At 48.6% G+C, this 19,270-nt stretch carries 19 protein-coding genes; 5 read left to right on the top strand and 14 right to left on the bottom strand.

What is annotated here, in order from left to right; genetic code table 11:
- Positions 1-4 precede the first annotated feature (4 nt).
- Positions 5-1,507: a methyl-accepting chemotaxis protein gene (locus tag NSU00_RS03675; protein ID WP_340703435.1), complete on the top strand. Its 1,503-nt coding sequence runs from the start codon at positions 5-7 to the stop codon at positions 1,505-1,507.
- A gap of 677 nt (positions 1,508-2,184) precedes the next feature.
- The gene (locus NSU00_RS03670) at positions 2,185-3,435 is read left to right on the top strand and encodes a C40 family peptidase (RefSeq protein WP_340703434.1); all 1,251 of its coding nucleotides are present in this window, start codon (positions 2,185-2,187) and stop codon (positions 3,433-3,435) included.
- A 97-nt stretch (positions 3,436-3,532) separates the two neighbouring features.
- Here the strand turns inward: NSU00_RS03670 and NSU00_RS03665 are convergent, their stop codons facing one another.
- From NSU00_RS03665 to nagA, 3 genes are all read right to left on the bottom strand, one after another.
- Entirely contained in the window at positions 3,533-4,243 is a 711-nt protein-coding gene (locus tag NSU00_RS03665; protein WP_013858594.1) for a GntR family transcriptional regulator, read from the bottom strand.
- The gene (gene nagB, locus NSU00_RS03660) at positions 4,236-4,964 is read right to left on the bottom strand and encodes a glucosamine-6-phosphate deaminase (protein ID WP_017553752.1); all 729 of its coding nucleotides are present in this window, start codon (positions 4,962-4,964) and stop codon (positions 4,236-4,238) included. Before nagB ends, NSU00_RS03665 begins: the two co-directional genes overlap by 8 nt.
- Positions 4,965-5,189: 225 nt before the next feature.
- Positions 5,190-6,323, bottom strand: a complete 1,134-nt coding sequence (nagA, locus tag NSU00_RS03655) for an N-acetylglucosamine-6-phosphate deacetylase (RefSeq protein WP_029142736.1) — start codon at positions 6,321-6,323, stop codon at positions 5,190-5,192.
- Between the two features lie 201 nt (positions 6,324-6,524).
- Here nagA and NSU00_RS03650 point away from each other — a divergent pair, with 201 nt between their 5' ends.
- Positions 6,525-8,003, top strand: coding sequence for an MDR family MFS transporter (locus tag NSU00_RS03650; RefSeq protein ID WP_340702370.1), 1,479 nt, complete (start codon positions 6,525-6,527; stop codon positions 8,001-8,003).
- A gap of 97 nt (positions 8,004-8,100) precedes the next feature.
- Here the strand turns inward: NSU00_RS03650 and metA are convergent, their stop codons facing one another.
- From metA to NSU00_RS03630, 4 genes are all read right to left on the bottom strand, one after another.
- Positions 8,101-9,006 (bottom strand): homoserine O-acetyltransferase MetA, encoded by a 906-nt coding sequence (gene metA, locus NSU00_RS03645; protein ID WP_019721663.1) that lies wholly within the window; start codon positions 9,004-9,006, stop codon positions 8,101-8,103.
- 91 nt (positions 9,007-9,097) lie between these two features.
- On the bottom strand, positions 9,098-10,045 hold the full coding sequence (manA, locus tag NSU00_RS03640) for a mannose-6-phosphate isomerase, class I (RefSeq protein ID WP_327076767.1): 948 nt from the start codon (positions 10,043-10,045) through the stop codon (positions 9,098-9,100).
- 97 nt (positions 10,046-10,142) lie between these two features.
- On the bottom strand, positions 10,143-10,538 hold the full coding sequence (gloA2, locus tag NSU00_RS03635) for an SMU1112c/YaeR family gloxylase I-like metalloprotein (protein ID WP_340703433.1): 396 nt from the start codon (positions 10,536-10,538) through the stop codon (positions 10,143-10,145).
- Positions 10,538-11,398, bottom strand: a complete 861-nt coding sequence (locus tag NSU00_RS03630) for a CvfB family protein (RefSeq protein ID WP_340703432.1) — start codon at positions 11,396-11,398, stop codon at positions 10,538-10,540. Before NSU00_RS03630 ends, gloA2 begins: the two co-directional genes overlap by 1 nt.
- A gap of 103 nt (positions 11,399-11,501) precedes the next feature.
- On the opposite strand from NSU00_RS03630, the gene NSU00_RS03625 reads away from it, so the two are divergent.
- Positions 11,502-11,690, top strand: a complete 189-nt coding sequence (locus tag NSU00_RS03625) for a hypothetical protein (RefSeq protein WP_019721660.1) — start codon at positions 11,502-11,504, stop codon at positions 11,688-11,690.
- 5 nt (positions 11,691-11,695) lie between these two features.
- A complete protein-coding gene (locus NSU00_RS03620; RefSeq protein WP_014095912.1) occupies positions 11,696-11,827 on the top strand; it encodes a DUF6254 family protein in 132 nt (43 codons plus the stop codon).
- 168 nt (positions 11,828-11,995) lie between these two features.
- On the opposite strand, the gene NSU00_RS03615 is transcribed toward NSU00_RS03620, so the two are convergent.
- From NSU00_RS03615 to NSU00_RS03585, 7 genes are all read right to left on the bottom strand, one after another.
- Complete coding sequence (locus tag NSU00_RS03615) at positions 11,996-12,184, bottom strand: cold-shock protein (protein ID WP_014095913.1); 189 nt, start codon at positions 12,182-12,184, stop codon at positions 11,996-11,998.
- 567 nt (positions 12,185-12,751) lie between these two features.
- Complete coding sequence (locus tag NSU00_RS03610) at positions 12,752-13,738, bottom strand: LacI family DNA-binding transcriptional regulator (protein ID WP_340703430.1); 987 nt, start codon at positions 13,736-13,738, stop codon at positions 12,752-12,754.
- Positions 13,739-13,757: 19 nt separating this feature from the next.
- Positions 13,758-14,798 (bottom strand): aldose epimerase family protein, encoded by a 1,041-nt coding sequence (locus tag NSU00_RS03605; protein ID WP_340702367.1) that lies wholly within the window; start codon positions 14,796-14,798, stop codon positions 13,758-13,760.
- A 293-nt stretch (positions 14,799-15,091) separates the two neighbouring features.
- Positions 15,092-16,576, bottom strand: a complete 1,485-nt coding sequence (galT, locus tag NSU00_RS03600) for a UDP-glucose--hexose-1-phosphate uridylyltransferase (protein WP_340702366.1) — start codon at positions 16,574-16,576, stop codon at positions 15,092-15,094.
- A gap of 5 nt (positions 16,577-16,581) precedes the next feature.
- Entirely contained in the window at positions 16,582-17,577 is a 996-nt protein-coding gene (galE, locus tag NSU00_RS03595) for a UDP-glucose 4-epimerase GalE (protein WP_013858580.1), read from the bottom strand.
- Positions 17,574-18,755, bottom strand: coding sequence for a galactokinase (locus tag NSU00_RS03590; protein WP_013858579.1), 1,182 nt, complete (start codon positions 18,753-18,755; stop codon positions 17,574-17,576). The genes galE and NSU00_RS03590 overlap by 4 nt, the downstream gene beginning before the upstream one ends.
- Positions 18,756-18,858: 103 nt before the next feature.
- Positions 18,859-19,218, bottom strand: a complete 360-nt coding sequence (locus NSU00_RS03585; RefSeq protein ID WP_340702363.1) for a hypothetical protein — start codon at positions 19,216-19,218, stop codon at positions 18,859-18,861.
- Positions 19,219-19,270: the final 52 nt, after the last annotated feature.

Here is a 19,270-nt window from a genome sequence, read left to right as displayed (position 1 = left end):
GAACGTGGACATCATTACACAGTTAAAAGCAGACAACATGCGCAAAAAAAGTCTTCTCATGTTTATTACCCTGCTTGTTGCCCTGCTGGTCGTTTTTGTAACATATCTTTACAAACAAGAGGCCGGAATGGCTGTCCTGTACGGCGTGGAAATCGTTGTTCTTCTGGCACTGTATTTTACACTCGGGCGCGCCATGAAAAAATTCCGCTTGTTTTCTTATGCGAGCGTCATCATTTCTTATTTGTTCAGAATATATGCCACCCTTTTTGTTCAAAACAGCTTTTCCGTAGACATTTTGTTTTTCTTTCTGCTTGCTTATGCGGCATTGCAGTTTGAAAATGTCCTTTTCTTTATCGGAGCCGGTCTTGGCATTGCCGGATTTCTTGCCAGCTACTTGGTGCCGGCCGCCGATTCGGGCCTCATTCATAACCTGGTCCCGACCGCTTTGCTCTGCTATGTTTTAACCGCAATTTTATTATACGCCATGATCTACCTGCATCAAAATTTGATGGATTCTTTTCTTTTATCCATAAAGAAAACCCTTCAAACCATGGAAGATCAAGGTTCGGCTTACCGGCAGGAAATGGCGGAGATTCTTGACCGCGTTTCCAATGTGAACGACAATATTCAGACCAATTTACATGCCCAAAACGAAATGAAGTCCGCCGTTCATGAAATCTCTAAAGGCAGTGTAACCCAAAGTGAGCAGATTACGCAAATTGCCGGACACGCCGGAGATACGGTGCAATCGATGGAATTTTTAACACAAATGTCCGGTGAACTGACAAACGAATCGCTTGAAGCACAGGAAACGGCAAAAGCCGGTGAAAAGGCGGTAGAAAATTTAACGCTTGAAATCAGTGATGTGGTAGATACGATTATGGAGCTGAACAACACATTTACAGTGTTAACGCAAAAAGTGGAAGAAACGAATACGTTCACCGACAGCATCAAACAAATTACAGAACAGACGAACCTGCTTGCGCTGAATGCTTCGATTGAAGCGGCACGCGCTGGGGAAGCAGGCCGCGGGTTTTCGATTGTTGCCGATGAAATCCGGCGCCTTGCGGAAACGACACACGAAACCACCGAAAAAATTAACCATAATTTGGCTGATTTGAACCAGAGCAACGCGGCGGCACGGGATAAGCTGGAATTAAGCAGCACGCAAATTTTGACGACAGCGGAATCAAGCCAAAATGTAACGACCTATTTCCGTAAACTATTAAAAACTTTAAACGGGCAGGTTGAGAAGTTTAAAGAATTCGATACGTTATCCAAAAAAGTGACCGAAAAGGCGCATGGCGTGGAAGGCGCATCAAGCGAACTCGCGGCCATCATTCAAGAAACCTCTGCCAGCCTGGAAGAAATGTCAGCCACGATTGAAAGCTTAACGAATGACCACCATACGATCGCAGAAACGCTCAACGAAGCGGCTGTCCAGGCGGAGCAGTTCCGGGCAAAAACCGAAAAAATGCAGAAAAAGTTTGCCGATCAAATCATTTAGCAGACGGATATCTTAACATAGACGCACTCTAGGTTAAGGAAGACCCTCGATTTTGCCGGGTATCTTAACATAGAACGCTTCTATGTTAAGGAAGACGCGGAATTTTTACGGGTATCTGAACGTAGTCGCGCTCTAGGTTAAGAAAGACCTTCGATTTTGCCGGATATCTTAACATAGAAGCACTCTACGTTAAGGAAGACGCGGAATTTTTATGGATATCTTAACGTAGACGTGCTCTATGTTAAGAAAGACTCTCAATTTTGCCGGGTATCTTAACGTAGACGCACTCTATGTTAAGGAAGCGAGAAAATTTTTGCGGATATCTTAACGTAGTCGCGCTCTAGGTTAAGGGAGACCCTCGGTTTTGCCGGGTATCTTAACATAGAACGCTTCTACGTTAAGGAAGACGCGGAATTTTTATGGATATCTTAACGTAGAACCGCTCTATGTTAAGGAAGACCCTCAGTTTTCCCGGGTATCTTAACGTAGACGAACTCTATGTTAAGAAAGACCTTCGATTTTGCCGGATATCTTAACAAATTTCGCTATTTCTGCCGCTTTCATTGGAAAAAAGTGCAATCTTTTCCTATAAAATGCCGAAATGGGGTACCATTGTGAAAAAATTTTGATAGAATGTTAAATAGAGAGATAAAAATATAAATGGAGGTTACACGAGTGTGAGAAAGAAAACTGTCTTTTCTGTTGCCGCTACAACCATTCTGGCCACTTCGTTTACATCGCAGGCATTTGCCCAGACATATAAAGTCCAAAAAGGGGATTCCCTCTGGAAAATTGCAAAGAAGTATAATACGTCCGTTGATGCATTGAAATCAACCAACCATTTGGCATCTGACACGATTTACCCGAACCAGGTACTGAACGTTTCAGCGTCCAAGGCAAAAGCTTCGGCACGTTCTGTTTCGGCCCCATCCTCTTCTGCCAAAACGTACACGGTCAAGCCGGGGGATACATTGAGCACGATTGCCTTAAACCACGGCATATCGGTTTCAAACTTAATGAGCTGGAACAAGCTCTCTTCATCGCTGATCCATCCCGGTGACGTATTGGCTGTTTCCAAAGGGGCAGATTCCGCTTCCTCGTCCAGTTCAAGCAGCAGTTCGCGTTCAACCGGCAGTTCCAGTTCCACGACTACATACACAGTAAAAAGCGGAGACACATTATCCGGCATTAGCAAACAGTTTGGGACAACTGTCAGCAAGCTAAAATCTTTGAACAATTTAAGTTCCGATTTGATTTTTTCCGGTCAGAAGCTAAAAGTAACCGGTAGCAGCTCATCCGGTTCCTCCACATCGGGAACGGCAGGCGCTGCAAGTTCAAACAGTTCCGGTTCCACGGCTACGGCTACATACACGGTAAAAAGCGGAGACACATTGTCCGGCATTAGCAAACAGTACGGAATCACCGTCAGTAAGCTTAAATCTTTGAACAATTTAAGTTCCGACTTGATTTATGCCGGCCAGAAGCTGAAAGTAACCGGCAGTCCGTCCGATTCTTCCACATCGGTCACAACAGTCGATACAACTTCAGGCAGTACCCATTCTGTATCTTCTTTAATCAGCATTGCGAACAGCTTAATCGGCACGCCGTATGTGTGGGGCGGCACGAGCCCGTCCGGATTTGACTGCAGCGGCTTTATCTATTATGTATATAAAAAAGCCGGGTACGATATTTCCCGTACGAATGCAGCAGGCCTTTATAACCGTTCTTACTATGTGAGCAGCCCGAAACCGGGAGATCTTGTCTTCTTTGAAGGCACGTACGGAACCAATCCGAGCGCGATCACGCATGTTGGTATCTATCTCGGCGGCGGCCGGTTTATCGCCGCGAATTCCGATGGCGTGTCTGTTTCTTCTGTCAGCTACAATTACTGGAAATCCCATTTTGACAGCTATAAACGTTTGTATTAATTTGCCGTTCTATAAATTGAACTAAAAAACCGCGGAAGATTCCGCGGTTTTTTTGCATCTGTACCGGCTTGCCCCGGCATGACCTGTTTGACCCTTCCTACATATAAAATTTAAAGCGGCTGCCGGCGTATTGCGCTTTGACATATTCAAACGGCGTGCCATCCGAAAGCGAAGTTACGCGTTCAATGGACAGTACCGGCGAACCCGGGGCCACTTTTAACAGTTTTGCCAGCCGTGCGCTCGCCGCAACGGCTTCAATTGTCTGGACCCCTTTTCCGAGCCGCAATCCCTTTTCGCGTTCGAGAAACTGGTAGAAAGAACGGTTTAATTTCTCTTCCGTAAGCCCTGCCGAAATCCTTGCCGGGGTGATGATCGATTCGAATACAATCGGGATCTCATCCCCGTAACGGAGCCGCTCGATATGGAGAACGTGTTCCGGCTCTTCCAGCGCGAGTGCCTCCATTTCCTGCACGGAGGCTTCCCTTTCCAGAAACGCCACGATTTTATTCGAAGCTTTCATCCCGCGCTCTTCCATCAGCCGCGTAAAACTCATCCGCCCTTCCAAAGGCTGCTCTACCTTATGTTCGCTGACAAACGTGCCGCTTCCCCGTTTTCTCATTAAAATGCCTTCATCCACCAAACCTTGTACCGCCTGGCGGACTGTCATTCTGCTCACTTCAAAAAGTTCGCTTAGTACCCGTTCAGACGGAATGGCTTCACCTGTTTTCCATTCCCTCTCCCTAATTTTCTTTCGGATTTCTTCCTGAATTTGAAAGTAAATCGGGATCGGGGAGGTTTTGTCAATCATGGCGCTTTCCAGCATCCTCCAGCAAAGAAGCGGCATCTACATCAGCAACGACAACGACATCCGGATGCATTTGCAGAACGGATGCCGGGCAGGCTTCGTCCACCGGACCTTTGATCATGCTGCGGACTGCTTCAGCTTTGCTTTTGCCGAATGCCAGCAGAACGATTTTTTTCGCGTCCATAATCGAAGCAATCCCCATCGAAAGGGCGCGGTCCGGCACATCTTCTTCTCTTTCGAAAAAGCGCCGGTTTGCTTCCCGCGTCGATTCGGTCAGTTCGACAATATGCGTTCTGGAATGGAAGGAAGTGCCCGGTTCATTAAAGCCGATGTGCCCATTTTTACCGATGCCGAGCACTTGCAGGTCGACCGGATGCAATTTTAAAATTCTTTCATACCGCGCGCATTCTTCTTCGAGGTCTTCTGCCGTTCCATCAGGCAGATACGATTGTTTAAAATTCATATGCGAAAACAGTTCTTTTTCCATGTAATAGTGGTAGCTGTGTTCATCTGTATCTTTGAGGCCCACATATTCATCAAGATTGACGGTGGTGACATTTGAAACGTCCAGTCCGGCATTCCGCATGTACGCATACAGTTTCAGCGGCGTGCCCCCTGTCGCAAGCCCGAGCGTGCGGATTTGCCCTTCCCGGATCCCTTTTTCGATCAGTTCATAGGCGTATTTTGCTGCTTCATCGCTTGTTTTAAAAATTTCCACGTTCATTTTTATCCCCGCTTTCCAAGATCATCGTTTTTTAATCTGTCTTTCCTGGCCATCAGACACATTTCTTACACGCATGGTCCACAGCAGGTTGCGTGTTATCCCGCTTTCCAAAATGATACGTTAGTTTAACGTGCCATGGTGCATCCAGCGGGACAAAATCGGCATCTTTCCAGTTTTAGCCGGGACCGAACCCGCACGCCTGTGGTTGGCAACAGTTTATGCGCGTTATCCCTGCTCTCCAAGATGGTATGTTGTTTTGACTTGCCATTGTTCATCCAGCAGTACGAAATCGGCATCTTTACCAGCTGCCAGGCTTCCTTTTTGCGTGAGGCCGAACTCGCGCGCCTGGTTCACGGAAGTCATCTGTACCGCTTCCGAAATGGAGCAGCCGGTAAATTTCATGATGTTGCGGAACGCATCGTCCATCTTTAAGATGCTGCCGGCAAGCGCACCATTTTCAAGCCGGGCTTCCCCGTTTTTCACCAGCACTTTCTGGCCGCCGAGCTCCGACTCCCCGTCCGGCAATCCTTTCGCCCGCATCGCATCGGTAATGACGGAGATTTTTTCCGGCCCCTTTATTTCATACGTGAACTTCACCATATCCGGGTGCACATGGAGGCCGTCAGCAATCAGTTCCACTTGTACATAAGGTGACAGCAACGCATGCCCTGCAACGCCGGGCTCGCGGTGGTGCAGGCCGCGCATGGCATTATAAAGATGGGTCGCATGGGTTGCCTTGCTTTGTAACAGTTCAGCACGGACGGCATCTGAATGGCCCATGGAAGGCACGATGCCGCGTTCAATCATCACATTTTCAAATTCCCGTGCACCTTCATTTTCTGGGGCGTAGGTGACGAGCTTAATAAGATTCCCGGAAGCTTCAACCCATCTTAAAAACAGTTCCGTATCCGGCGCCTTGATATATTCAAGCGGCTGGGCCCCCGCTCTTTTTTTTGAAACAAACGGCCCTTCGAGATGAATCCCTTCGATCGTTGTGCCCCCTTTTTCTTTTGCCGCTTTCACGGCACGCAAGGCGGCTTCGATTTTTCCGTAATCCTGGGTCATCGTTGTTGCGAAAAAGGAAGTTACACCTTCCTTCCGCAATTTTTGGCTTAATGTAACGAGCGCCTCCGGATCGGCATCCATCGCATCAATGCCATAACCGCCGTGGATATGGACATCAATCATGCCCGGGATGGCTGTCATCCCTTTCCCGTCGATCACTTCTTCTCCTGCTTTCGGCCGGTAATCTGCCATTTTGCCGGTTTCAATGATTTTATCTGTAAACCGGATAAATCCGTCTGCAATATGTTCATTTCCTGTATAAAGATTGCTGTGAATCAGCACTTTTTCCGCCAACGGGAAACACCTCTTTTTTAAAATTTATATAGTTGTCTATACCAATTATCATTTATTGTGTTTCAGTTGTCAATCTTTATTATGGAGAAAGGATTTCTTTTTATACAGGTTCTTTCCTGATTGTCTGTAAATCTATTTTTCCGCGGTAAGTTGAGATATACTAGAAAAAGTGCAGAACGAACAAATCATGGAGGATTTTTTATGAAGCAAACCAATATCAAGGCGGTCACGATTGCTTTGTTTGTGGCCACCTTTTTAACAGCCATTGAGGGAACCATTGTTAGCACCGCGATGCCGCGGATTGTAAGCGATCTGAAAGGGATCGGCGTGATGAACTGGGTATTTGCCATTTACTTGCTCACTTCCGCGGTAACGGTTCCAATTTTTGGGAAGCTTGCGGATTTGTACGGCCGCAAAAAAATTTTTACGGCCGGCACCATTGTTTTCCTTGCCGGTTCGACATTGTGCGGTCTCGCCGGTTCGATGGGGAAACTGATTGTGTTCCGTGCCATTCAGGGAATCGGGGCCGGGGCGATCATGCCGGTTACGAATACCATCGTTGCCGATATTTATCCGCATGAAAAACGGGCGAAAATGCTCGGGTTTATGGGAGCGGCATGGGGCATTGCCGGTGTCATCGGGCCTCTTTTCGGCGGTTTCTTTGTCGACGAGCTCACCTGGCACTGGATCTTTTTCATCAATCTCCCGTTTGGCTCGATTTCCGTTTTGATGGTCATCCTGTTTTTACATGAGCGGGTGGAAAAAACGGAAAATGCGATTGATGTATGGGGGGCTGCCACCTTTTCCGCCGGGATGCTCGCATTGCTTTACGCCCTGCAAAAAGGCGGGGATACAAACGACTGGGGAAACCCGGTGATCTTGGGATTGTTAGCAGGCAGTGTCATTCTCCTTGGTTTATTCATTTTGATTGAGTACCGGCATCCGGATCCATTAATGCCGCTTTCGTTGTTCCACATCCGGGCCATTTCGGTTTCAAATCTGGTTTGTTTTTTGGGCAGTGCCGTTCTGATGGGGATTAACGTTTATATTCCGATGTGGATCCAAGGGCTTGAAGGGCATGGCGCAACGCTATCCGGGCTCATGCTGGCACCGAGCCCCGTCCTGTGGATGCTCGGCTCTTTTGCCGGCGGAAGGCTTCAGCTGAAATACGGGGACCGTTTGGCGTTTTTAACGGGAATGGCCTTCATTTTAGGAAGCACAGTCTGGCTCAGCCTGTTCTCATTGGGAACGCAGGAATGGAGTTTTTACGTTTTCTCCGCCATTTCCGGATTCGGGTTCGGGATTGTCATGACGATCTCGCTCGTTTCGGTGCAGTCGGCGGTGGACTGGTCATTGCGCGGGGCGGCGACAGCATCGAATACATTTTTCCGGAATCTGGGGCAGTCGGCCGGTTCCGCTGTATTCGGTACGTATTTCAATGCAAAGATTGCCGAGGAACTTGCGAAAGGCAATCCGGGCGGGTTTACGACGAATTCGCTGAACAGGCTGATCAATCCGGAAAGCGCGGGCCGATTTTCGGAAGCGGCGCGCGAATGGCTGCGGCATGTGCTTTTTTCAGGCATTCATTCGATTTTCATCCTGCTTGCCGTAATTTCACTTGTTTGTTTTCTTCTCTCTTTCGCGGTTCCGAAAGCGGAAGGGGAAAAGGGGCTGTCCTGATACGCGGGGCTGCCTCTTTTTTGTTTTTCAGATGATTCCGGCAGGGCAGTTGCGGATTTTTAAAAAAGCCGCCCCTGTTTGCGGGACAGCCCTTTGTTTACCATTGATACGGTGTTTCCTGATATACATAATAGTTCAGCCAGTTGGAAAACAGCAAATAGCTGTGCGAGCGCCACGTATGGAGCGGCCTCTCATTGGCATCGTTATTCGGAAAATAATTTTTCGGGAGGGCGGTGCCAAGCCCCTTTTGCTGATCGCGCACATATTCATCAGCGAGGGTTGTTGCATCATATTCCAAATGGCCGGTGATCATAATATTTTTCCCGTTTTCATCCATTACAATGAACGGCGCGCCCTCTTCCGATATGGAAACGAGCTGAAGTTCCGGATGGTTTTCAATGGCTGCGCGCGCAACATCCGTATAACGGGAATGGGGCGCGTTAAAAACCTCATCAAATCCGCGGACCAGCTTAACCATCGGCAAAAACAAGCGGTGTTTGAAAATGCCGAAACACTTTTCCGGCAGTTCGTACTTCTCAATGCCATAATGGTAATACAATGCAGCCTGCGCACCCCAGCAAATATGTAATGTCGACGTGACATTGGTTTTGGTCCAATCCATGATTTTCTTCAGCTCGTCCCAATAATCCACCGCTTCGAAGTCCATTTTTTCAACTGGGGCGCCGGTAATAATCATCCCGTCAAAACGGCGGCCTTTCACTTCGTCAAAAACCGTGTAAAAATGTTCTAAATGGTAGCTGCTGACGTTTTTGGATTGGTAAGTCGACGTCCGGAGAAAAGTGATGTTGACCTGCAACGGCGTATTGCCGAGGAGGCGCAGCAGCTGCAACTCCGTTTTTTCTTTTTCCGGCATTAAATTTAAGATTAATATATTCAGCGGACGGATATCCTGCGTTCTCGCCCTGTCCTCATCCATCACAAAAATTTTCTCTTGTCTCAGCAGCTCTCCGGCAGGTAAATCTTTCGGTATATTGATTGGCATTTTCAACGTCTCCCCCATACTCAGTTGTCATGTATTTTTCATTATATCGGTTTTCTGCCGTTTGCTGCAATATTCTTGATAGACAGACATTTTACGGATGGGATACGATCAGCGTCAGACGGCCGTCCAGTTCAAAATTGCCAAATCCGGACGGAAGCAGAAAATGCATCCCTTTTTCAAGCGGATAAGTTTTTCCGCCGGCTTTCATGGTCCCTTCCCCGTCAAGCACACTGGCCAGTTCGAACGGTTCGTTTTGCGTAAAAAGTGCGGTCCCTTCTACATCCCATTTATATACAGAGAAAAAGGCTTCCTTTGCAAACGTTGTGATGGTAACGCCCGGTTTTTCTTCCGTACGGGGGCGGACTGCGGCATCCCGGTGCGGTATCATCGTAACATCAATCGCTTTTTGCAAATGCAGTTCGCGTTTGTTGCCGGCAGCATCCGTCCGGTCGTAGTCATAAACGCGGTACGTTGTATCACTGCTTTGCTGCGTTTCGAGCACAAGTGTCCCTTCGCAAAGCGCATGAATCGTCCCGCTTGGCACATAGAAAAAGTCCCCCGGGTGAATCGGCACTTTGCGCAGCAGGCTGTCCCATTTTCCTTCTTCAACCAGGCGGACAAATTCTTCTTTCGTTTTGGCATGATGCCCGTAAACGAGCTGTGCGCCTTTTTTGCAGTCAATGATGTACCAGCATTCCGTTTTGCCGAGTTCTCCATTTTCGTGTTCATTGGCGTATGCATCGTCCGGGTGAACCTGGACCGATAAATCTGCATTTGCATCGAGGATTTTTGTCAGGAGCGGGAATCCTTTTCCAGACATTCCGCCGAATACGTCACGCCTTTCTTCCCACAGTTCCATCAGCGTTTTGCCGGCAAATTCGCCGTTTTTTACAGCCGACGGACCGTTCGGATGGCCGGAAATGGCCCAGCATTCCCCTGTATGGTCAGACGGGATGCGGTAACCGAACCGGTCCCTCAGCGCGGTGCCTCCCCAAATTCTTTCTTTAAAAACCGGTTCAAGAAATAAAGGCTCGGTCATACAAATCTTCCTCCTTGAAAGGCAATCCTTTGCTCAAATATGAACAAAGCATTTTCAGTCCTTTTCATTATAGCATACCGCTCCTGCAGCCGCGCCGTCAGCTTTCATACAATTCGATCGGAAGGCCGTCGGGATCCTGGAAAAAGGTGAATTTTTTCTCTGTAAGCGGGTCAATGCGGATGTCTTCTACTTGAATGCCCATTTCTTCAAGCCGCTTTTTATCCGCTTCTACATCGTCCGTTTCAAATGCAAGATGCCGCAAGCCCGCAGCTTCCGGGAATGTCGGGCGCGCGGGCGGATCCGGAAAGGAAAACAGTTCGATCTGATATACGCTGCCGACCGAAAGATCCAGTTTGTAGGAATCACGTTCTTTCCTGTATACTTCCCGCACCGGCTCCAAACCGAGGCAATCCACATAAAAATGCTTTGATTTTGCATAATCGGAACAAATGATGGCAATATGGTGAATGCGTTTCAACCTTGGAACTGCCATTATTTCCCCTCCTTCCGGTATGTCCAGCCTTCTTGCTGGTAGACGGTGCCGTTTTTCATCAAACGGCCGAGCGCACGTTTAAACGCCGCTTTGCTGATGCCAAACCGCTCCTGAATCTCTTCCGGCATGCTTTTATCCCAATATGGCATTTTTCCGCCGCGCGAATCCATATAGGCAAGGATATTTTCCGCATCTTTATCCAGTGCTTCATAGGCGCGCCCTAAAAGCGAGATATTCAATGTCCCGTCCTCTTTTACATCAATGACGCGGCCTTCCACTTTCTGCCCGAGGCGCGGTTCGTTTTTGCGCTGTGATTCATGGATGAAGCCGATATAGCCCTCATCGGTTATGATTGAAGAACCGGCTTTTGCCAGTCGGAACACATGCCCGGTGACATCTTTGTTCCACATTTCTCGGCCGGCTTTTTTCGCTAAATCCCTGACTATGTTTTCTCCGGCTAATTTTGCGAATAACCGCCCATGTTTGTCAAGATCAAGGGTAATATATAAACGGTCGCCTTTTTCCGGCCAGAGCGAGCGGATCGGGGGCAGGTCATCAACAGAAAGAAGCATATCTTTGTGAATGCCGATCGAAACGAAAACGCCAAGTTTTTCTTTGGTGCCGGCAACTTCCGCCCAGCCGGATGTCCCCAGCCGGATGTCTGGAATCACGTTTGTCGCGGCCAACCTCCCCTGATGGTCCTGATATAGAAAGACGGTTTGCACCGCTTCCGGATCAAAGGGTTCCGTAATATCCCGGTGATGCAGGAGCACGTCTTCTGTCCCGTTAGATAAAAAATAACCGAACGGCGCTTCCCGCACCACCGTAAGTTCGGCAACGGTTCCTGGTGTTAAATCCATTGCAGCAGTTTCCTCCTCCGTAAATCGTTTGCTTCATAATAGGTAATTATAACATTGATCGGCGGAAAACATGATTTTATTTTGAACAAGGAGTGGAAATACTATGCCTGACAAACGTGAGGTGACGCATCGGGACAATGAGGCGGAAACGGTTGTCAATGATGCGCATGGGAGCAACCAGGTTGGCTTGTTCAGTGAACATAAGCCTTATAAACCGTTTGCTGTGACAGCACTGGAAACGGATGAGGATATGAAAAGATTCGCGAAATTTACAGATGGCAAACAGGAGTGATCCAAGTGAGTAAATCAAAGCGCGAAGAAGAACGACAGTGGAAAGTCCGGAAAGAATCGCAAAACCCGCACGGCAAAGTGAAATCTCTGGAAGAAATCGCGGATGAGATATTCGCCGAATGGAAAGAGAAAAAGTGAGATAAAGGGGTGCTTTCATGGCACCCCTTTTGTATGCTGGAGACCGTGCCCAATCAGGTTTTCCGAAATGGCTTAACGATTCCATAGCGGGCGCAGACAATAAAAAACCCGTTGAAAACAAGGTTTCCAACAGGCCCGAAAAATGGCAACAAAAAATAACTGTTTTTTTTAACTTCCGATAACCGGCAGCACGCGTACTTCTTTTTTCATATCGGAGTGGCAGAGCGGGCAGTGCGGCTTTTCTTCAAAAGTAAAGTTTTCACGCATAAAACCATTGCAATCATCGTTTGTGCAGGCCCATACGGTCGTTTCCACCTCAGGCACCGGCTCCTTCTGGTTATTAAAATATGCCATCATAAAAGACTCCCTTCTTATGTTTAGTATAACACACTTTAACACAAAAAAGGGGACCGGCCCTGCTGCGTTAACGTATGCAGGCAAGTGTGCAAACCGTCCCGGCGCATTCGTGCATGCTTCTATTATATGCATGCTTCCCCGGCTTTATGCGCCCGCTTTGCACCAGGCAAGGGCTGCGGCTTGCAACCGGGCTGGGGCCGGTGCCTGCCCTGCTTTGATGCATTGGCAGCACCCGCTTTACATTCTGATCCACTTTCCGCAAGTTCGCTGCTATTTTTTCGCGCCCCTGCTATTTTTGAAGCCGGTACTTGCACTGCTTCAAGATCTGCCCTAAATGCCTGCCCACTTTTCGAAGGGTTCGGCAATTTTGTTTGCAATCTATGCCATTTTGAAACAGGAACCTGCCCTGCTTCGGCGCCTTTGCATGATCTGCCCTAAAATTTGCCCCGCTTTCCGCAAAGTCGCGGCCATTTTCTTTACACGCACATGCTATTCCGAAACCGAGATCCGCACTGCATTGCAACGCCCGGCCAATCATTTTTCCGGCTTCGCCATTTTGCTGCCCGTTCATCCGCTTTTGCGGCAAACGAGTTTTGTGGCAATAAAAATTTTCTTTGCAACGGTTCTGCCTTCCAAACGTTCCAGCAGCGTATCGACTGCTGTCTCGCCCATCAATTCCGTATACACTTTCACAGTAGAAAGCGGCGGGAAAACATATTTGGACAGCGAGATGTCATTGACGCCGATAAGGCTCACGCGGCCGGGCACCGGGATGTTGTTTTCCGCAAGCGCCTTAAGGCAACCGATCGCAATCGCATCATTGGCGGCAAAGAAAGCAGTTGGAAGCGCGTCCCCGTGTTCGCGGACCGCCTCGTTCATCAACCGGTACCCATCTTCAGTCGAAAACGCGCCGATATATACCCATTTTTCATTCCAGCGGCCCGCTGCCTGCATCCAGCGCCTGAACGCCATTTCGCGCGGATCCTCAATCGTGGCGGAGGCATCTTTATAATTTTCCCTGCCGCCGATAAAGCCGATTTGCGTATGGCCTTTTTCCGTAAAATAGGTGAGCACTTTTTCCGTCGCTTTTTCAAAATCGGCCACAACGGCATCAAAACGGTTGTCATCAGGCGAGCAGTCGACAAATACGATATTCGGGGTAACAGAGAGAAGCTTCTCCACTTGCGCAAGGCTGAATTTCCCGACGGCAATGATGCCCTGGATTTGCTCTTTCCCCATCTCTTCCAAATGGGTCAAATCGTATTTCGTCAGCCGGATATTTTTCATGCTGCAGCGTGCTTCAATGCCCATTCTGATTGATAAATAATACAAATCATTCAGTTCTTCTTGTTCCGTATACCAGTACACAAGCGCAATTTTGATTTTTTCCGGTTTCCGGGCTGCCTTTTTCTTGTAAGAAAGTGCTTCTGCTGCTTCAAAGATTCTTTTTTTCGTATCGTCACTAACGGAAAGTGACGGGTCGTTATTCAGCACGCGTGAAACCGTTGAAATGGAAACACCCGCCTTCTCAGCAATATCTTTAATCGTTGCCATTGTTACACCTCAATCTTTTTCAGCCAAAAATCCATTTTGTATGGGCGCGGTATGTTTCACCCGGCTCCAGAATCACAGACGGGTATTCAGGGTGATGGATCGCATCCGGCACACCCTGCGTCTCGAGGCAGACCGCCAAATAATCACAAGGCTTGCGGCCGCGGATTTCATATGTGTCATTTCCCATCGTATTGCAAGTATAAACGATGACGCAAGGCTGGTCGGTTTCCACCGTCAGCATGCGCCCGCTCTCTTCGTCTTTTAAGCGGATCGGTTTTTCCGTTTCTGGCAATAAAAACGCGTGGTCATAGCCGTTTCCGACAAGGACGTTTTGCGGATGATCCGATACCGTGCCGTCTTCGATTTTTCGCCCGTTCCGGAAATCGAATGCGGTACCTCTAACATCAAAAGTTTTCCCTGTCGGCAGCGTTTCCCGGCCAAGTTCCAGCACACGGCCACTCGGGATTTGTAGTTCATGGCCGCGCACATCGCGTTTCATGTCGCCGCTTAAATTGAAGTATGCATGATTGGTCATGTTGACGATCGTTTTTTTATCCGTATGTGCCTGATAAGACAGCTTCAGTTCTTGTTCATTTGTTAAAAGATAGGTCACGGTGGCATCGAGATTTCCGGGATAGCCTTCTTCGCCGTCCGGGCTTGTATACGTAAATTTCACACCAACTGCGCCGTCTTGTTCAATGGGCGTGCTGTCCCAGATGACGGCGTTGAACCCTTTGAAGCCGCCATGGAGATGGTTGCGGTTTTCATTGGCAGAAAGCTTGTATGTTTTGCCGTCCAGTTCAAAAGATGCTCCAGCGATCCTGCCGGCAATACGGCCGATAATAGCGCCGAAATACGGAACACCATGGAGGTAGCCGTCAAGGTTGTCATACCCGAGCACGATGTTTTCCGCTTTGCCGTTTTTGTCCGGCACGATGATCTTATTGATGATGCAGCCGTATTCAAGCACCGTTACAGATATGCCGCGGTCATTTTTCAATTCATAAGCATGGACCGGACGTCCTTCCAATTCCCCAAACAATGCCTTTTTGATTTCCATTTTGATCATCCCTTTTCCGTTAAAGATTGCGGGCCATAAAAAACGGCCCGGTGTACCCGTTCGAGCTAAAAGTTACGGAATGTGATGTATAGCCTTCGGTTGAGCCCGCGTTAAAGTGTTTCCGGCTCCAGTTCCCCGCGACCGCGCCAATCGCTTCCGGAATCCGCGGCCGGCCTGAAAGCCCCGTAAAAACCGGTCTGCTGTTTGGTGTGCGCGGTACATTCCGGAAGGCGTTTAGCAGCCTGCACCCTTTCGTCGTGAACATGCGCAAAAAAGGTTGGAACGGACCGCCGCTACAACTTACGCAAAAAATTCCGGAATGCCTGTTTTCCTCTTTCGTCCCGTTTAAAGACGCCGGCGTGCTGCAAAACTTGCAAGAAGACTTTGCCCACTTCGCTGCGGACGATGCCTTCCACGTTTTCCGCTGCCACCGTGCCTTCGTATTTTTTCTTTAAACCGTTTGCCCAGTCAAGATGGTAGGCGGCAATGGCATTCGGCTGCCCGAGCAAATATTTCTCCACTTCGGCCAGCTCATTTTTCAGCCGTGCTGGCAGAATCGCAAGCCCCATCACTTCAATCAGCCCGATATTTTCTTTTTTAATATGATGGACCTCGGCGTGCGGGTGGAAAATGCCAAGCGGATGGGTTTCGCTTGTCCGGTTGTTGCGGAGTACAAGATCAAGTTCAAACCTGTCCCCGCGTTTTCTTGCGATCGGCGTAATCGTGTTATGCGGCGTCCCGTTTGTTTCCGCGAGGATATCGGCGGAAGGGTCGCTGTACTGTTTCCAGATTTGCAAAATATGATCCGCAGCCTCGGTAAGACGTGCCGCCTCTGTACTCCGCAGCCGGATGACCGACATCGGCCATTTGATAACGGCGGCTTTCACATCCGGAAATGCCTTCATTTCAAAACGCCAGTCGTCAGCCGCTTTTGCCATCGCAAATTCATAACGCCCGCCCTGATAATGGTCGTGCGACAAAATCGAACCGCCGACAATCGGCAGATCGGCATTTGAGCCCAGGAAATAATGCGGGAACCGCCCGACAAATTCAAGCAATCTTTGAAAAGCCGATTTGTCGATTTTCATATCGCGGTGTGTTTCTGACAGCACAATGCAATGTTCGTCGTAATACATATATGGTGAATATTGCAAATACCACGGCTCGCCGCCGAGGGTAAGGCGGATAAGCCGGTGGTTCGACCGTGCCGGGTGCCCCGTTCTGCCGGCATATCCTTCATTTTCCATGCAAAGCAGGCATTTCGGGTAATGGCCTTTTTTGGCGTTTTTTTCCCTGGCAATGGACTTTGGGTCTTTTTCCGGTTTTGAAAGATTGATGGTAATGTCAAGATCGCCGTATTCCGTTGATGTCTTGTATACAATGTTTTTCGCAATCTGCTTCGTTTGGATATAATTGCTGTGTTTGCTTAACGCGTAAAAATAATCGGTCGCTTCAGCCGGGCTTTCCGCATATTTTTCCCGGAAAATACGGTTTACCGTTGATGGGCGCGGTGTAAACACATTCATGACGTGGCTTGCAAAAATGTCTTTCTCATCCAGTACATCCTGAATGATGCCTTTTTCGCACGCGTAACGGACAAGCATGCCGAGGAGATCAGGAATATCCTGATCTGCCCCGCCTGCTTCCGGTTCACGGAATTCATCCAGATGCAAAAGCGACAGCACCTGGTTTCTCGCATACACCCGATCTTCTTCCCCGATTAACCGGGTGCGGACAGCCTTGTTTACAAGCTGCTCGACCGTTTCAAAAATTGCCACTGGTTTCACCTTCTGTCGTCGTAACCGTTTGGATGGCTTTCATGCCAGTTCCATGCATCTTTGATAATCTGGCGGATATCCGTTTTTTGCGGATTCCAGCCGAGCACACGTTTAGCCTTTTCGGATGAAGCGATGAGCGTGCTCGGATCCCCGGCGCGGCGGTCGCCGATTTTGACGTTAAAGCCTTTGCCGGTCACTTCCCGGACGGTATCCACAATTTCTTTGACAGAAAATCCGTTGCTTGATCCGAGGTTGAACACATCGCTTGCGCCGCCGTTCTGTAAATATTGAAGCGCAAGAATATGGGCATCAATCAAATCTTCCACATGGATGTAATCGCGGACGCATGTCCCGTCTTTTGTATCATAGTCTTCGCCGAAAATGGTAATCGCCTCGCGTTTTCCAAGCACCGTTTCCAATACAACCGGGATAAGATGCGTTTCCGGATGGTGGTCTTCGCCGATTTCGCCGGTTGATCTTGCGCCGGCTACGTTAAAATAGCGAAGTGCAACGTATTTAATGCCGTACGCTTTTTCACACCATTTCATCATTTTTTCCATCGCCAGTTTTGTCTCGCCGTAAGTGTTGGTCGGAACGGTCGGCATTGTCTCTGTAATCGGCACGCGTTCCGGTTCCCCGTATGTTGCGGCGGTCGAAGAGAACACAATATGCGGCACATGGAATTCTTTCATCATTTCAAGCACAATTTGCGTGCCGTATACGTTGTTGTCGAAATATTTCAGCGGCTGTTCCATCGATTCGCCGACAAGCGAGTTGGCTGCAAAATGAATGATCGCGTCAATTTTTTCCTTTCCGAACACGTCCCGCATAAAGGCACGGTCGCGAATATCGCCTTCGTAAAATTTTGCCTTTGGATGGATTGCGCCGCGGTGGCCGGTCTGCAGGTTGTCAATCACCACCACGTCATATTTTTGGTCGATCAGTTGATATACGGCATGCGAGCCGATATAACCGGCTCCGCCTAATACTAAAATGCTCATGCAAGTTCCTCCATTGTGATTTCTTTTGCCCCGTCGCCGATGCTTGCGGTGTAGAAGTCCGCCCGGTAGCCGATTTCTTTTTCATAGACGTCCCCGACATTTTTGATAAACGCATCGACTTTGTCATTTTCGACAATTGCAATTGCACATCCGCCGAATCCTGCGCCCGTCATTCTCGCCCCGAGCACGCCCTCCTGCTTCCAGGCAGTTTCGGCCAGCGTATCAAGTTCTTTGCCGGTCACCTCGTAATCATCCCGCAGCGAACGGTGGGAGGCATTGATCAGTTCCCCGAAAGCGGGCAGGTCGCCGCGTTTTAATGCATCAAGCGCTTTAAGCGTGCGCGCATTTTCATAAACGGCATGCTTTGCCCGTTTCCTCACAATCTCATTGTCTATGATTTCCTTGTTTTTTTCAAATGTTTCTTCTGTCAAATCGCCGAGCGTTTCGATATCGAGTCTCTTTTGCAGCTGTTTCAGTGCCGATTCACATTCCGCACGCCGTTCATTATATTTAGAGTCCGCAAGTTCGCGACGTTTATTCGTGTTCATAATCAAAATTTTATGGTGATCCAGCTTGATCGGGGCATATTCGTATGCAAGCGTGGCACAGTCGAGCAAAATGCCCGCGTCTTTTTTGCCCATCCCGACCGCGAACTGGTCCATGATCCCGCTATTTACGCCGATAAATTGGTTTTCCGTTTTTTGCCCGAGCTTGACAAGATCCAGCCGTTCCACTTTTAGGTTGAACAATTTTTCAAGCATCACGCCGGTCAATAGTTCAATGGAGGCGGAAGAAGACAGGCCGGCCCCATTCGGAATATTGCCGTACACGAGACAGTCGAAACCCCGTTCTATTTCATGCCCGGCTTCCTTCAAATATTTCAGCATGCCTTTCGGGTAATTGGCCCAGTCATGCGCTTTGGTGTACTCAAGGTTGTCGAGCGTAAATTCGATGACGCCCTTTTCTTTAAAATTTAAAGATACAAAGCGGATGTTGCGGTCACCGCGTTTTTTCGCCAAAGCATACGTCCCCATGGTAATCGCGCACGGAAACACATGGCCGCCGTTATAGTCAGTGTGCTCCCCGATCAGATTTATCCGGCCCGGCGCAAAAAACGCGCGCTCCGCCGCCGTCCCGAAATACTCCTTGAAAGCCTGAGGCAAATTTGGGTTGCTCATGTTCGTTCCCCCTAAGTGTAATAGATTGTAAACGGTTTCTTCGTTTTCATCTTACACGAGGAAGTAAAAAAATGCAATATTTTTTACTAAAATTTTACCTGCATCATTCAACATCTGAATAATAGAGTTTGAATTCGATGTCCTGGTCGTGGTTGCCAAAACCCTTTCCAAAAATGGTCGCGCCACCGACATGTTCCGTATCTTCCAGTACAGCAATCCGGAAAGTGATCAGGCTGTTTCGGAGCGGCAAATCCGAAATTTTGACATCCGACAGGCATTCCCCGTCCATATACGTGCCATACTGGTTGATCCGCAAATGTTTCAAAAGGCCGTACTGGCTGTGGTTGCTCTCCCACCAGCCGGGATTGTATTTGCCGCGGATATCCGAAAAGTTTCCCGGGCACGTCCATGTGCCGAGGTTTTTTGAGTAAGAAACAAACGGCCTGCTGTCATATACCCGCAAGCCGAAAACCGCCCCGGAAAATATCAGGAAAATCCTTGAAAAATGGCAGGAT

This window comes from Weizmannia sp. FSL W8-0401, from assembly GCF_038009125.1.
Classification (GTDB): domain Bacteria; phylum Bacillota; class Bacilli; order Bacillales; family Bacillaceae_C; genus Weizmannia; species Weizmannia coagulans.
Note: the sequence above shows the minus strand (reverse complement) of the source record. Positions and strands in the feature narration are given on the sequence as shown.

Bases quoted from the DNA above. Each gene is read 5' to 3' on its own strand.
- NSU00_RS03665 (WP_013858594.1), bottom strand. From the start codon at position 4,243: ATGATTGACAAAACCTCCCCGATCCCGATTTACTTTCAAATTCAGGAA.
- nagB (WP_017553752.1), bottom strand. From the start codon at position 4,964: ATGAACGTGGAAATTTTTAAAACAAGCGATGAAGCAGCAAAATACGCC.
- NSU00_RS03650 (WP_340702370.1), top strand. From the start codon at position 6,525: ATGAAGCAAACCAATATCAAGGCGGTCACGATTGCTTTGTTTGTGGCC.
- metA (WP_019721663.1), bottom strand. From the start codon at position 9,006: ATGCCAATCAATATACCGAAAGATTTACCTGCCGGAGAGCTGCTGAGA.
- manA (WP_327076767.1), bottom strand. From the start codon at position 10,045: ATGACCGAGCCTTTATTTCTTGAACCGGTTTTTAAAGAAAGAATTTGG.
- gloA2 (WP_340703433.1), bottom strand. From the start codon at position 10,538: ATGGCAGTTCCAAGGTTGAAACGCATTCACCATATTGCCATCATTTGT.
- NSU00_RS03630 (WP_340703432.1), bottom strand. From the start codon at position 11,398: ATGGATTTAACACCAGGAACCGTTGCCGAACTTACGGTGGTGCGGGAA.
- NSU00_RS03625 (WP_019721660.1), top strand. From the start codon at position 11,502: ATGCCTGACAAACGTGAGGTGACGCATCGGGACAATGAGGCGGAAACG.
- NSU00_RS03615 (WP_014095913.1), bottom strand. From the start codon at position 12,184: ATGATGGCATATTTTAATAACCAGAAGGAGCCGGTGCCTGAGGTGGAA.
- NSU00_RS03610 (WP_340703430.1), bottom strand. From the start codon at position 13,738: ATGGCAACGATTAAAGATATTGCTGAGAAGGCGGGTGTTTCCATTTCA.
- NSU00_RS03605 (WP_340702367.1), bottom strand. From the start codon at position 14,798: ATGGAAATCAAAAAGGCATTGTTTGGGGAATTGGAAGGACGTCCGGTC.
- galE (WP_013858580.1), bottom strand. From the start codon at position 17,577: ATGAGCATTTTAGTATTAGGCGGAGCCGGTTATATCGGCTCGCATGCC.
- NSU00_RS03590 (WP_013858579.1), bottom strand. From the start codon at position 18,755: ATGAGCAACCCAAATTTGCCTCAGGCTTTCAAGGAGTATTTCGGGACG.